The organism is Acidobacteriota bacterium, assembly GCA_039028635.1.
Taxonomy (GTDB): Bacteria; Acidobacteriota; Thermoanaerobaculia; order Multivoradales; family JBCCEF01; genus JBCCEF01.
Genome location: JBCCHV010000010.1, coordinates 58,695 through 71,458, shown reverse-complemented (window position 1 = coordinate 71,458; position 12,764 = coordinate 58,695). Strand labels below are relative to the sequence as shown.

General features: G+C 66.9%; 10 protein-coding genes and 1 pseudogene. 6 read left to right on the top strand and 5 right to left on the bottom strand.

The window, feature by feature from the left end; translation table 11 throughout:
• Positions 1-234: a hypothetical protein gene (locus AAF604_06425; protein MEM7049274.1), complete on the bottom strand. Its 234-nt coding sequence runs from the start codon at positions 232-234 to the stop codon at positions 1-3.
• Positions 235-540: 306 nt separating this feature from the next.
• Here AAF604_06425 and AAF604_06420 point away from each other — a divergent pair, with 306 nt between their 5' ends.
• On the top strand, positions 541-1,620 hold the full coding sequence (locus tag AAF604_06420) for a hypothetical protein (protein MEM7049273.1): 1,080 nt from the start codon (positions 541-543) through the stop codon (positions 1,618-1,620).
• Positions 1,621-1,837: 217 nt separating this feature from the next.
• A complete protein-coding gene (locus AAF604_06415) occupies positions 1,838-4,519 on the top strand; it encodes a cation-transporting P-type ATPase (protein ID MEM7049272.1) in 2,682 nt (893 codons plus the stop codon).
• Positions 4,520-4,537: 18 nt separating this feature from the next.
• Here the strand turns inward: AAF604_06415 and AAF604_06410 are convergent, their stop codons facing one another.
• The 4 genes and pseudogenes from AAF604_06410 to AAF604_06395 all read right to left on the bottom strand — a co-directional run bounded on the left by AAF604_06410 (position 4,538) and on the right by AAF604_06395 (position 6,281).
• A complete protein-coding gene (locus tag AAF604_06410) occupies positions 4,538-4,927 on the bottom strand; it encodes a hypothetical protein (GenBank protein MEM7049271.1) in 390 nt (129 codons plus the stop codon).
• A gap of 11 nt (positions 4,928-4,938) precedes the next feature.
• Positions 4,939-5,205 (bottom strand): hypothetical protein, encoded by a 267-nt coding sequence (locus AAF604_06405; protein MEM7049270.1) that lies wholly within the window; start codon positions 5,203-5,205, stop codon positions 4,939-4,941.
• Positions 5,206-5,296: 91 nt separating this feature from the next.
• On the bottom strand, positions 5,297-5,761 hold the full coding sequence (locus AAF604_06400) for a hypothetical protein (protein MEM7049269.1): 465 nt from the start codon (positions 5,759-5,761) through the stop codon (positions 5,297-5,299).
• 268 nt (positions 5,762-6,029) lie between these two features.
• Positions 6,030-6,281 (bottom strand): annotated as a pseudogene (locus AAF604_06395) (RNA-binding protein).
• Between the two features lie 318 nt (positions 6,282-6,599).
• On the opposite strand from AAF604_06395, the gene AAF604_06390 reads away from it, so the two are divergent.
• Genes AAF604_06390 through AAF604_06375 form a run of 4 tightly spaced genes read left to right on the top strand, consistent with a single transcriptional unit; the run spans position 6,600 to position 12,653 of the window.
• On the top strand, positions 6,600-8,666 hold the full coding sequence (locus AAF604_06390) for a hydantoinase/oxoprolinase family protein (protein ID MEM7049268.1): 2,067 nt from the start codon (positions 6,600-6,602) through the stop codon (positions 8,664-8,666).
• Complete coding sequence (locus tag AAF604_06385) at positions 8,663-10,567, top strand: hydantoinase B/oxoprolinase family protein (GenBank protein MEM7049267.1); 1,905 nt, start codon at positions 8,663-8,665, stop codon at positions 10,565-10,567. Before AAF604_06390 ends, AAF604_06385 begins: the two co-directional genes overlap by 4 nt.
• Positions 10,564-11,580, top strand: coding sequence for a chromophore lyase CpcT/CpeT (locus tag AAF604_06380; GenBank protein ID MEM7049266.1), 1,017 nt, complete (start codon positions 10,564-10,566; stop codon positions 11,578-11,580). Before AAF604_06385 ends, AAF604_06380 begins: the two co-directional genes overlap by 4 nt.
• Positions 11,577-12,653, top strand: a complete 1,077-nt coding sequence (locus AAF604_06375; GenBank protein ID MEM7049265.1) for a VOC family protein — start codon at positions 11,577-11,579, stop codon at positions 12,651-12,653. The genes AAF604_06380 and AAF604_06375 overlap by 4 nt, the downstream gene beginning before the upstream one ends.
• The last annotated feature ends 111 nt before the right edge of the window (positions 12,654-12,764 follow it).

The following is a 12,764-nucleotide window of genomic DNA, read 5'->3' as shown; positions in this document are numbered from 1 at the left end:
TCAGCGGAACAGGGCAATGCCGGCGACGACCAGCCCCAGGAGCGTCGTCGGCAAGCCCGCCCAGCGCAGCCCCCTGACCCGCTCGGGAGTGCAGGCGGCGATGCTGCGGACACCTGCCTCGGGTGCGACGAGGTAGAGCTGGCCTTTCGCCAGGACGGTCAGTTGGACCTTCTCAGGGGCGCTTAGACGCCAGGCAGGATGGACGAGATCGGCGAGGGAGTCGTTCGAAGCCATCGAAGCTCCTGGCGCGATGAGGTTCGACCCGAGCCAAGCGATTCGGAGGCCGAAGGACCTCTCTTGTCCTGTGAAGGAAGATCCCGACTCGATGGCCGGGCGTCGGAGGAGCACTCCGTTCCACAGCCTGGTGGCAGGTCTTCTCGAAAACGAAGAAATCCTCTCGTTTCCGAAATCGAGGACCGCTTTTTCGAGACCGAGGGTGGGTGTGGTTTCTCGGAAGACAGGAAGAGTCTGCATCCTTCGCGGAGGCCGAAGGAACTTTCCAATCGGTTCGTGGGTCTCCTGAGGTAAAGGAGGGTGCCCATGAAGATTCCCACGGTGGTGGTTTCCGCGGTCTTGGTCGGTTTGTTGACGATTCCGATGGCGACGGGCTGTCCGTCTCATGACGATCTCGGTCTTTGGGAGCTGGTTCGGCGCTCTGATGCCGTGGCCATCGTTCGCGTGACCGAAGTGCAGCGGGAGTCCTCATTCGACGTAGCCCGACTTCAGAGAATCGTCGCCGCGGCCGGCGTTGGGTTGTCAGGCTGGATCAAGGAAGTCTCTTTCGATGCGGCCCTCCTTTTGGAGGACGTGGCGAGGGAGCTCGAGACCGACTTCCCCGTGGATCAGGCTTACCGCGCCGAAGTCGTGGCCGAGGAGGTCCTCGTGGGAAGCCTTCGGGAACGCGAGGAGGTGGGCTTCAATCTCGGCATTCCGTTCTTGCCGGGGGAACGCATGGTGATCTTCTTGGAGCGTCCCGCCGCTGGTCTCCTTTCCGGATTCTCGATCGGGGCCTGGCCCCTGCGTGATGATCTCGAGGCCGCCGACCTCAGGTCTGCGGTGCTGACGGCCAGGGCTTTGTGGGAGTCTGGAAATGCGGAGAACGGGAAGCGAGAGTGGCTGGTTCGAGCGGCGATGCTGCCCTTCGCCCGGCCTTTGGTCGCTCGTCAACTCGCGAGTTCGACGTGGCAGGAGAGAGCGGACGGAGCCATCGGCCGAGAGCTCTCGTACGAGCTCTCATCGGCACAACGAGCTGATCTGGCGTCGGCCTTGATCTCGCGCCCTCGGGCTGACGACTCCTTGTCGTCGCTGCTTCACCTGCTCCGTGAGCATCGCAGCGAGGAGCTCGATCGCTTCGCCCTCGCCATCGCCCTTGCCCTCGATGAAGCGGGCCAAGACCCCACGGCCGACATGCCCTCCCTTGCCTGCGTCGTGATGGCACGCCTCGGAGCCTCCTTCGACTGCCTCGATCCGGTGGCCGGCGATGTCGCCCTCTCGGCCTGGGACGACTTTCGCACCGAGCACGAGACTTCGTTCGATCTTGGGGAAGCGCGCCACCTGGTGAGGAGCGAGCGGACCTGGCAACAGGGTTGGCTCGACCGTCTGAGGCAGCACTACCTTTAGCTGACGGGCCGCTTAGGGTCGCGGCAGCGCGGGTCGAGGGGCCAAGGGTTTGCCTGCCTTGCTGGTTCCGTTCGATACTCCCCGTGTGGACAGAGCCACCCGCAGGCAGGTCATCGCCCGCCGCTTCTCTTTGCCAGGAGGCAAGAATGCTCTTGGGTGAGAGCGCCTGCGCCTACTCATCGGTGCCGTCCTGTTCGTCGCCGTGCCAGGGGAACGAGTGACCACAGAATCCGCGCCCGGGGCGATGCCCCAGCCGGAGGCCGGGAACTGGCATGCCCTGCCCGCTGCGGATCTTCTCGAGGCCCTCGGTACGTCTTCCACCGGACTTAGCCAAGCCGAGGCGGCACGACGACTCGAGCGTTTCGGGCCGAATGAGGGCGCTCCTCCGGAGCGCGATCCCTGGTACCGCATTCTCGGCCGCCAGCTCAGCAGTGTGGTGGTGCTGCTGCTGGCGGTGGCGGCGCTGGTCGCCGCCGCCTTCGGTGAAACCGCCGAGGCGGTGGCTGTTGGTGTCGTGCTGCTGATCAACGTGGTTATCGGCTTCGTCGTCGAGCTGCGGGCTCGCGGGGCGATGGAAGCCCTGGAGGATTTGGAGGTTCCCGAGGCGCTGGTGTTGCGCGATGGGCGCGAGCTGGCCCTCGCGGCCCGCGAGCTGGTGCCCGGTGATGTCGTGGTGCTCGCTGCCGGCGACGCGGTTCCCGCCGATTCTCGTTTGCTGGTCGGCTCCGAGCTGAGCACGATCGAAGCCGCTCTCACCGGCGAATCGCTGCCGGTGGTCAAGTCGGTGGACCCGGTCCCCGAGGACACGGTCCTCGCCGAACGCTGCTCCATGGTCTATCGCGGAACGCTGGTCGCCGCCGGCGACGGTCGCGCCCTGGTGGTCGCCACCGGAGGACGGTCGGAGCTGGGTCGCATCCGCGAGCTGTTGGTTTCTCTACGCTCCGAGCCGACTCCCCTCGAGCAGCGGCTGACGGTGCTCGGGCGCCGCATGGTGGTGGTCGCCTTGGGGTTGGGGGCGGTGGTTGCCGCGGTCGGGATTCTGCGTGGCAACGAGCTGTGGCTGATGCTCGAAACCGGCCTCGCTCTTGCCATTGCGGCAGTTCCCGAGGGCCTGCCGGTGGTGACCACCATCACCTTGGCTCTCGGTCTGCAGCGGATGGCCGCTCGCCAGGCGTTGGTGAGGCGGTTGCCGGCCGTCGAGACCCTCGGCTCGGCCACCGTGGTCTGCAGCGACAAGACCGGCACATTGACCTCGGGCCGCATGTCGGCCACTACCTTGTGGACCTCTGAGCGGGAGCTCGATCTCGGGGCGCAGCCGGCCGGCAGCGTGCCCACTGCCCGGGCCGCACTTCACTGCGCGGCGCAGGCGAACCGTGCGGCCCTGGATCCCGAAGGTGAAGAGGGTGTCGGCGATCCTACGGAGGTAGCCCTGTTGGCGGCCGCGCGGCGCGCCGGCCTCGAACGCTCCGCTCTGCTCGCGGCCGAGCCGGAGACAGGCGAGGTTCCCTTCTCGAGTCGGCGCATGTTGATGGCGACCTTCCATCGTCCGATCGAGGGTGGTCGGGAAGGCGACGTCATCTACGTCAAAGGCGCGGCCCGGGCTCTGATCTCTCGGGCGACGTCTCTGCTCGGGCCGGGCGCAACGTTGCAGCCCCTCGATGACGCCGGTCGGGACCGTTTGCTCGAAGTCAACGGCGAGCTGGCGGGCCGCGGTCTGCGCGTTCTGGCTTTGGCTCGCGGCACCTTGGCCGCCGGTTGCGCCGCCGACGAAGAGGCCTTGTCGAACCTGACCTTCCTCGGCCTCATCGGTCTCTTCGACCCACCTTCGGAAGGCGTCGCCGAGACCATCGAGGCGCTGCGGGATGCCGGCGTCCGCACCATCATGCTGACCGGCGACCAGGCGCGAACTGCGGAAGCGGTCGGGCGCAGCCTGTCGATTCTGGGCCCGGGCCAACATGTCGTCGATGGCCGGGAGCTGCCCCGCGAGACCGAGGAGCTGAGCTCGACCCTGGCTACCCTCGGCGGACTCAGCCGGGTGACGCCGAAAGACAAGCTGCGGGTGGTGCGAGCCTTTCAACAGGCGGGAGACGTGGTCGCCATGCTCGGCGACGGGGTCAACGATGCCCCGGCACTGCGCCAGGCCGACATCGGGGTGGCGATGGGAGGTCGCGGCACCGACGTCGCGCGCCAGGCGGCAGATATCGTGCTTGCCGACGATCGCTTCGAGACCATCGCCGTGGCCCTGCGCGAAGGGCGCACCATCTTCACCAACATCCGGCGCTTCGTCTTTTACCTCTTCTCCTGCAATCTCGCCGAGATCTTGGTGCTGTTCGTCTCCGGCTTGCTGGGCCTGCCGCTGCCCTTGCTGCCGTTGCAGCTCCTCTGGCTCAACCTGGTCACCGACGTCTTCCCGGCCCTCGCCCTCGCCGTCGAGCCGGCGCCGGCGGGAATCATGAGCGAGCCGCCACGGCCGCCCAGGGAAGGCATTCTGACCCGTGATTTCACCGCTCGCATCGCCGGCTACGCCGTCGTCCTCACCATCGCCACCCTCGGAGCCTTCGTCCTTACTCTCGAGGCCGGCGGACCTGCGGCGACCGAGCGCGCCGTCACCGTCGCCTTCGCCAGCCTCGCCTTCGGCCAACTCTTCCACCTTTTCAACGCCCGCAGCGGAGGCCGGCCGCTCGGCTTGCGGCGCCTTCTGACCAACCGCTGGGCATGGGGAGCCGTCGTGCTGGTGGCGGCTCTCCAGCTCGCGGCACTCTTCCTTCCTTGGTTGCAGAGGCCTCTCGGAACCGTCGCCCTCGAAGCCGGCGACTGGCTGCGGGTGGCTGTGGCTTCCATCCTGCCGCTGCTCGTGGGGCAGGCCTTGGCCTGGTTTCGGCCAAGGAAGGAACGGTAGGTACTACGCCGGAAGCGGCTACGGGATGAGCGCAATGCCGGCGACGACCAACCCCAGAATCGTCATCGGCAGGCCCGCCCAGCGCAGCCTCCTGGCCCGCTCGGGAGTGCAGGCGGCCATGCTGCGTACACCGACCTCGGGTGCGACGAGGTAGAACAGGCCTTTCGCCAAGACGGCCAGCGCCCAGTAGGTCAACAGGGCGCGCCAGCCGAAGAAGACCGGATGAGAGGCGACGAAGAAGGCGCCGACGCCGGCGTGCATGAGTCCGTTGCTCAGTGCGCCGGCGTTGCCCTTTTCTGCCAGGCGGGCGAAGTGCTCACTCCAGGCCTCGGGGTGCAGCCAGTGGGAAATACCGGTGGCGCAGAGGCAGGTTGCGCCGACCAGCTCGACAACGATCGTTCCGTTCACTTCGTTGGGACCTAGTAGCGGCGTCGATATCCTCCTCCCCCTTCGTTGGGATCGAGGTACTGCCTCACCTCGAGGAGGTTTCCCAACTCGAGCTCTTTGTCGTGCAGATCTTGGATGGCCCTTTCGCCCTCTTGATCGTCAATCGTACCAATGGTGTAGGGCTTTCCCGTGATTCGACGGGTACTTTCTGCGATAGGTCTCCAGGTCGGGTAATTGGCGAACAGCGCGTCGAGCTCGTCCTCAACCCAATTTTCATAACCGGTAACCTTGAGTTTCACGGAGGACTCTCCTTTTGGAAAATGGGGCCTCCAACGGCTGTGGAGGATTTAGGGGTTCGGAGTCGTTGCGATCCAAGGACTTCCGGATGGCCTACTTCGGCTGATCGGAGGGATCGCCCAGGAGCAAGATCTCCAGGCCGTACTTGGCTCGCAGTAGCTCGACCTTGCGCTGCAGCGCCTCGACTTGGGCCACCAGCTCCGGCTCGTCGCCGCGGAAGCTCGCCTGCTGCGCGTCGACCACCACTTGCCTCGTCTGGCTCGAGCGCTCGTCGAGGTCGGCGGCCTTCTCTGCCGTCTGCAGGGCGACATACTCCGCCTCCACCAGGGTCTTGGTGGCTTGGGCGTTGGTCAGCCGGGCCTTGGCCAGCTCCTGCTCGACAAGGGCTTTGAGGTAAGCCTCGCCGAGCTCGCGCTTGTTGCCCAACCAAGGCGCCGCTCGGCGCAGCCAGCGGACGAAGCGCCGCCAGCGTTTGCTCTCGCCAGGGGCCTCCGGCAGCTTGGGCCGTCCTTCGTAGATGGCCGCCGGTGGAGACTCCTCCTGGGGCTCCTCAATCATGGATCGCCAGGGAGTGGGATTCGCTGAAGCGGAACTCGACGCCGCTGCCGCTCACCGAGCGAAACAGCCCGGAGAACTCGGCGAGGATCTCGGCCACTACCTCCGGCGGGGCGCTCCCCGGGTCGACCAGGAGCTCGACGGGGGAAGCTGGGGGTTCGGCTGAGGCTGAGGCCTCTTCTTCCATGGGCTCGGCGGGGGCCGGTGCTTTGTCATCCGACCTCTCGGCCTGCTTGGAATCCCCGACCGAGCTAGATTGAGGTGTCGTCGAGCGCTGGGGGCGGGGCCGCGCTTCATTGATATTCAGGGCACGACCACCGAAGGTGGTTTGGTGCAGAGCCTCGATGGCCTGAGCACCGCCCTCGCCATCCATCTCGACGAAGCCAAAACCCCGCGGTCGGCCCGTTTCCCGATCCGTGATCAGGTGAACCGAGTCCACCCTCCCGAACTCGGCAAAGAGGTCCCGAATCTCATCCTCCGTCGCCGAGAACGGCAGGTTTCCCACAAAGATTCGCATTGACAACAAGCCCTCCCCTCAAGCGCAGGCCTCGTCCTTGGACGACCTGCTTCGAACCTCAATAGCTACTCATTTGAGCTACCTTGAAGGATAGCAGTCAAGGTTGCGGAGAACGCAGAGGAAGCCTCGATTCGCGACTCCAAGGTTTGGCGCTGGGCCGACTCAGGACCATGAAAATCGACCATCAAGTGGTGGATTTTCATGGTTGCGGTTGTGTTGAGCACCTGTCGTCATCGAGTGGTACTATTAGTATTACAATCGGACATATCGGGGCGAAGGCCCCGGTTTTGCTGGGCATTTCGAGAATCTTAGGAAGGAGATGACATGGCGTATCGCCTCGGGGTGGACGTCGGTGGCACGTTCACTGACCTGATCCTGATCGACGACGCGAGCGGCGCGACGTTTCGGGTGAAGACACCCTCGACGCCGGCCGATCCGTCGCAGGGTGTGTTGACCGGCGTGCGCCGGATTCTGGACGAGAGCGGCGCCGAGCCCGGGGCGCTCTCCCACGTCATGCACGGCACGACGGTGGCGACCAACGCGGTGCTCGAGGGCAAGGGCTCGCGGGTCGGCTTGATCACCACCCGGGGCTTCGGCCAGATCCTGCACCTGGCGCGCTCCCAGACTCCCGGCCCGCTGGCCGGTTGGATGATCATGATCAAGCCGGAGCCGCCGGCGGCTCTCGAGGACACCCGAGAGGCGGTCGAGCGCATGGATGCTCGCGGCGAGGTGGTGGTGGCCCTCGACGAGGAGCAGGTACGGGCGACGGTGCGCGACCTGGTGGACTCGGGCGTCGAGTCGCTCACCGTGTCGCTGATCAACTCCTACGCCAATCCAGACCACGAGCGCCGCATCGGGGCGATCATCGCCGAGCTCTATCCGGACTTTCCGGTCACCCTGTCCTCGGACGTGCTGCCCGAGTTCCGCGAGTACGAGCGCACCTTGACGGCCTGCATGAACTCCTATGTGCGGCCGAAGGTGGCGAGCTACATCCACAACCTCGAGAGCGCCCTGCGCGACGGCGGGGTCACCGGCTCGGTCAACATCCTGCGTTCGGACGCCGGCCTGATGAGCACCCAGGTGACCCAGGAAAAGCCCGTCTACGGCATTCTCTCGGGACCCTCCGGCGGCGTCGCCGGCGCCCTGGCGGTGGCCCAGCGGGCCGGCTTCGACAACATCCTGACCTTCGACATGGGGGGCACCTCGACGGATGTCGCCCTGTGCGAGAACGGTCAGCCGACGCTGGCGCGGGAGACCGAGCTCGGCCATTTCCGGGTCAAGGTGCCGAGCGTCAACGTGCACTCGGTGGGTGCCGGCGGCGGCTCCATCGCCCACGTTCCGGAGCTCACCAAGGCGCTGCGCGTCGGGCCGCAGTCGGCCGGTGCCGATCCCGGGCCGGCCTGCTACGGCCGCGGCGGCACGGAACCGGCGGTGACCGACGCCAACGTCGTGGTCGGCCACCTGCCGCCGCGCTTGATCGGTGGCGAGATGCAGCTCGATGTCGCCGCCGCCGAGACCGCCGTCGGCACCATCGCCGAGGCTCTCGGTCTGGAGCTCCACGCCGCCGCCCAGGGCATTCTCGACATCGTCAACGAGAACATGGCCGGTGCCCTGCGGCTGGTGTCGGTGCAGCGTGGCTATGACCCGCGGGACTTCGCGCTGGTGGCCTTCGGTGGCGCCGGTCCGCTGCACGCCAATGCCGTGGCCGCCCTGATGGGCGCCTTTCCGGTGTTGGTGCCGCCGGGGCCGGGCCTGCTGTGTGCCAACGGTGACCTGGTGGCCGATTTCCGCGAAGAGTTCGCCCGCACTTACATCCGCAACGTCGACCAGGTGACCCCGGCGGAGGTCGCCGGGGTGCTGCGCGAGCTGGGCGACGAAGCCGACGCCTGGCTCGAACGCGAAGGTGGCCTGGTGGAGCAGCGGCGGGTCGACTACAACGTCGACATGCGCTACTACCGCCAGGGCTACGAGATTCCCATCGCGGTCAAGCCGGGAGAGATCGAAGTGCAGGGTGTCGAGCTGCTGGCGGAGCGTTTCAACGCCCTGCACGAGCAGTTCTACGGCTACCGCATGGACGACACCGTGTGCGAGATCGTCAACCTGCGGGCGGTGGGCGTCGGCTCGGTGCCGGAGCCGCCGACGACCGCCGGCGAGACCATCACCGGTCCCAATCCCGCCGCCGCGGTGGTCGAGGAGCACAAGGTCTACTTCGAGGGTGAGTGGTTGCCGACCCTGATCTACGACCGCTCCCTGCTGCGGCCGGGCAACCGCATCGCCGGCCCGGCGATCGTCACCGAATTCGACTCCACCACGGTGGTGCTCGCCGGCTATGTCGCCGAGGTCGATCTCCACCTGAATCTACTCATCCGTCCCCAGGAGGCCGGCCAATGATTGGCGTCAAGGTAGCCCAGATCCCCGATCTCGAGATCGATTCGGTGACCCTCGACATCATCGAGGGCGCCCTCAAGAACGCTCGCCACGAGATGGACGCGGTGCTCTTCCGCACCGCCATGAGCCCGGTGATCCGCGAGCAGCACGACGAGTTTCCGATGATCACCGATCCCCTCGGGCGGATGGTGGTGGGGCAGTTCGGCTCCTACATCGCCGAGATGATGGAGTCCTACCAGGACACCGTCGAGCCCGGCGACGTCATTCTGACCAACGATCCCTACAAGTGCGGTGGCGCCATCTCCCACGTCAACGATTGGCTGGTGCTGGTGCCGATCTTCCACGACGGCGAGCTGGTCGGCTGGTCGAGCATGTTCGGCCACATGATGGACATGGGTGGTCCGCTGCCGGGCTCCCTGCCCACCGGCGCCAAGTCGATCTACGGCGAGGCGATGATGATTCCGCCGGTCAAGATCTTCCGCCGCGGCGAGCCGGTGCAGGACGTCATCGCGATGATCTTGAACAACGTCCGCATGCCGGAGATGAACCGTGCCGACCTGATGGGCATCGTCGCCGGCTGCCGCACGGCGGAGAAGCGCGTCGTCGAGATCTGCGAGCGCTTCGGCAAGGACGTCTACCTGGCCGCCTGCCAGGCGCTCCTCGACCGCACCTACCGCGCCATGCAGCAGCTCATCCTGCAGAACATCCCGGAGGAGCCGCAGTCCTTCGAGGACTGGGTCGACGACGACGGCCTCGGCCACGGCCCCTACAAGATGAAGCTCACCATCTGGCGCGAGGGGGATCACGCCTACTTCGATTGGAGCGGCACCGACCCGCAAGCCATCGGCCCGATCAATTTCTACCTGAACGAGGGCATGTTCAAGATGTTCATCGGGGTCTACCTGATCATGGTCTTCGACCCCCAGATCTTGTTCAACGACGGCTTCTACCCGCTGCTCCACGTCATCATTCCGGACGGCAGCCTGCTGCATCCGAAGTTCCCGGCGGCCCTCGGCTGCCGCACCCACGCCCTCACCCGTCTGTTCGACGTCCTGGGCGGTGCCCTGGCGCGCAAGGCTCCGGAATACACCACCGCGGCGGGCTATGGCACCTCGCCCTACATGCTCTACTCCGGCTTCGACGGCCGCGGCGACTTCTTCTACCTGATGGAGATCTCATACGGCGGCATTCCGGGCCGACCGGTGGGTGACGGCATGGACGGCCACTCCTGGTGGCCGCTGTTCGAGAACATCCCCACCGAGTATCTCGAGTCCTACTACCCGGTGCGCATCGACGGCTACACCACCATCACCGACTCCGGCGGCGCCGGCCTGCACCGCGGCGGCAATGGCATCGAGAAGCGCTACGTCTACCTCGAGCCGGGCGAGGTCTCGATCCACGACGATCGCTGGCTGACCTATCCCTGGGGCATCCTCGGCGGCACGCCCGGGCGGCGCTCGGAAAAGATCCTGCGGCGCGCCGACGGCAGCGAGCAACGGCTGCCCTCGAAGTGCGATGAGGTGGTGGTCGCCGAGGGCGACATGCTGGTCTACCGCACCGCCGGCGGCGGTGGCTGGAAGGATCCCCTCGACCGACCGGCGGAGAAGGTCGAGGCGGACGTCGCCAAGGGGCTGGTGTCGGCCGAGAAGGCCGCTGCCGAGTACGGCGTGATCGTCGGCGATGCCGCCGCCACCGAAGCCCAGCGGGAGAAGCTGCGCACTGCCCGCGGCCAGGTCAAGGACTTCGACCTCGGACCCGATCTCGACGACATCCTCGCTCGCTGCGAGGAGGAGACCGGCTTGCCGGCGCCGGTGCGCCAGGAGCCCCTCGCCTGGGCTCCGATGGAGACCGCCGAAGAGGCGATGGCGCGGGTGCGGGCGCAGGACGAAGGGCGGAAGTCGTGAGGCCTTCCGCCTTCGTCCGCCGTTTCGCGCTGCTGGTGGCCCTGCTGCTGATGGTGCCGCTTCTGATGGTGCCACCGGCCGCCGCCGATCACCACGCCGAAGCGGACCTCGATGCCGACCTGGCCCAGATGATGGAGTGGTTCACCGGCGAGTTCGACAACTTCTGGCAAGCCCGCACGGAGAAGGCCGAGGAGGTCGAAGAGCCGCATGGCCGCATCCACTCGATCTTCGCGCCGGTGAGCTGGCCGGAGCTCGGCGAGCACGTCTTCTACGTGCAGCAGTACGCCGACGGTGATCCGGACAAGATCTATCGTCAGCGTCTCTACAGCTTCCGGCCCAACGCCGAGGAAAAGGCCATCGAGCTGGTGATCTATGCGCCGCCGGACCCGGCGGCGGTGAAGGACGCCCACCTCGATTCGTCGAAGCTCGAGGGGATCGAGGTCTCCGACCTCAAGAGCTACCCCGGCTGCGAGGTCTACTGGCAGCGCCGCGATGATCATTTCGTGGGCTTCACCAAGGAGGGCGCCTGCCGGGTGGTGTCGAGCCGCTCCGGCCGCACCTTGGTGATATCCGACGACCTCAAGCTCACCGCCGACGAGATCTGGATTCAGGATCGCGCCGTCGACGCCGAAGGCAACTACGTCTACGGCCACAAGGGCGGGGTGCCGCACAAGCTCAACAAGGTGCGCTGGTTCGAGTGTTGGGCGGCGGCCCCCAAGGGCGAAGCCCCGAAGGAGGGCGAAGGCAAGCAGGAGTGGGACCTCTGGCGTCCGATCCGGCTTCACGACCAGGGCGGCAGCAAAGTGCTCGAGCCCGAGGACGAGCGGCCGGCGCGCTACACCGTCGAGCTCTTCCAGGCGACCTACTCGGGCGAGAACACGGTGCCGGTGCTCGAGCTGGCGGTGCGCGAAGAGGGCCAGGAGAAGTCCATCGCCTACGCCTGGACCGAGCCCGCGTCGCAGCGCATCGGTATCAACCTGAGAACGGTGCAAATCGGCTGCAAGCAGCAATGATCCGCCCCGGGAAGGCCGTCCTGGCGGCGGCCTTGTGGGTCGGCCTGGTGGTGTCCGGTCCAGCGTCCGCCGAGGAGAAAGCCAGCTCCGTCGCCGAAGAGTTCGGCATGGGTGGTTTTCACGAGCTGGTGATCGTGGTCCACGACCGCGAGCGGGTCGCCGCCGCCTGGCGCGAGGTCGCCGGCTGGAAGGAAGTGGCTCGCGGTGCTCTGGCGCCGGAGGTGGTCGCCCTCTGGGGTTTGCCCGCGGGCACTCGGGGCGAGGAGACGGTGCTCGGCAACCCCGGCACCGACCGCGGCTTCCTGCGCCTCGTCGAGCTGACGGCGCCGGCAGACTTGCGGGACGGTCCGCGTCGGTTGATGCGTCCCGGCCAGCAGAGCTGGGACACCGGTGGCATCTTCGACTTCAACGTTCGGGCCATCGACGTCACCGCGTCGCTCGAACGGCTGCAGCGCTTTGGCTGGGACGCCATGTCCGAGCCGGTGGAGTTCACCTTCGGGCCTTTCACCGTGCGCGAGGTGCTCGCCCGCGGTCCCGACGGCATCGTCGTGGCGATGATCGAGCGGGTGGCGCCAACGCTCGAAGGCTGGCCCCATCTCGAGCGCCTGAGCCGGGTGTTCAACGCCACCCAGATCGTGCGTGACTTCGACACCGCCCTGGCCTTCTACCGCGAAGCCCTCGGTTTCGAGATCTACCTCGAGCATCACGGCGCCAGCAAACAGCCGGGGCCCAACGTTCTCGGCCTGCCGCACAACCTCGCCACCGAAATCCCGCGCCGGGTCGCCATCCTCAGCCCGGCCGGCGACAACGACGGCTCGGTCGAGATTCTGGCCTTCGAAGGGGCGGTGGGTAGCGATTACTCGGCCCGGTCCCAGGCGCCCAACCTCGGCATCCACTCGATGCGTTTTCCGGTCCGTCGCCTCGACGCCTACCTGGCTCGCCTGGCGGAACACGGCATCCAGCCGGTCGCTGCGCCGCGCACGGTGACGATCGAGCCCCTCGGCCAGGTCCGGCTGACCGCCGTGCGCTCTCCCGAGGGTGCCTGGATCGAGCTCTACGAACCGCTGCCGTGAGCCTCGCCACGGGGCTCAGATCGTGCAGCCTCGCTGCAGTCGGCCTCGCCTTTGCCTGGTCGCCGGCGGCCGGCGACTGGCCGCAGCTCCGCGGCCCCGATCGATCGGGTG

Excerpts from the sequence above, each read along its gene's own strand:
- AAF604_06400 (MEM7049269.1), bottom strand. The coding sequence starts at position 5,761 with ATGATTGAGGAGCCCCAGGAGGAGTCTCCACCGGCGGCCATCTACGAA.
- AAF604_06375 (MEM7049265.1), top strand. The coding sequence starts at position 11,577 with ATGATCCGCCCCGGGAAGGCCGTCCTGGCGGCGGCCTTGTGGGTCGGC.
- AAF604_06425 (MEM7049274.1), bottom strand. The coding sequence starts at position 234 with ATGGCTTCGAACGACTCCCTCGCCGATCTCGTCCATCCTGCCTGGCGT.
- AAF604_06390 (MEM7049268.1), top strand. The coding sequence starts at position 6,600 with ATGGCGTATCGCCTCGGGGTGGACGTCGGTGGCACGTTCACTGACCTG.
- AAF604_06420 (MEM7049273.1), top strand. The coding sequence starts at position 541 with ATGAAGATTCCCACGGTGGTGGTTTCCGCGGTCTTGGTCGGTTTGTTG.
- AAF604_06385 (MEM7049267.1), top strand. The coding sequence starts at position 8,663 with ATGATTGGCGTCAAGGTAGCCCAGATCCCCGATCTCGAGATCGATTCG.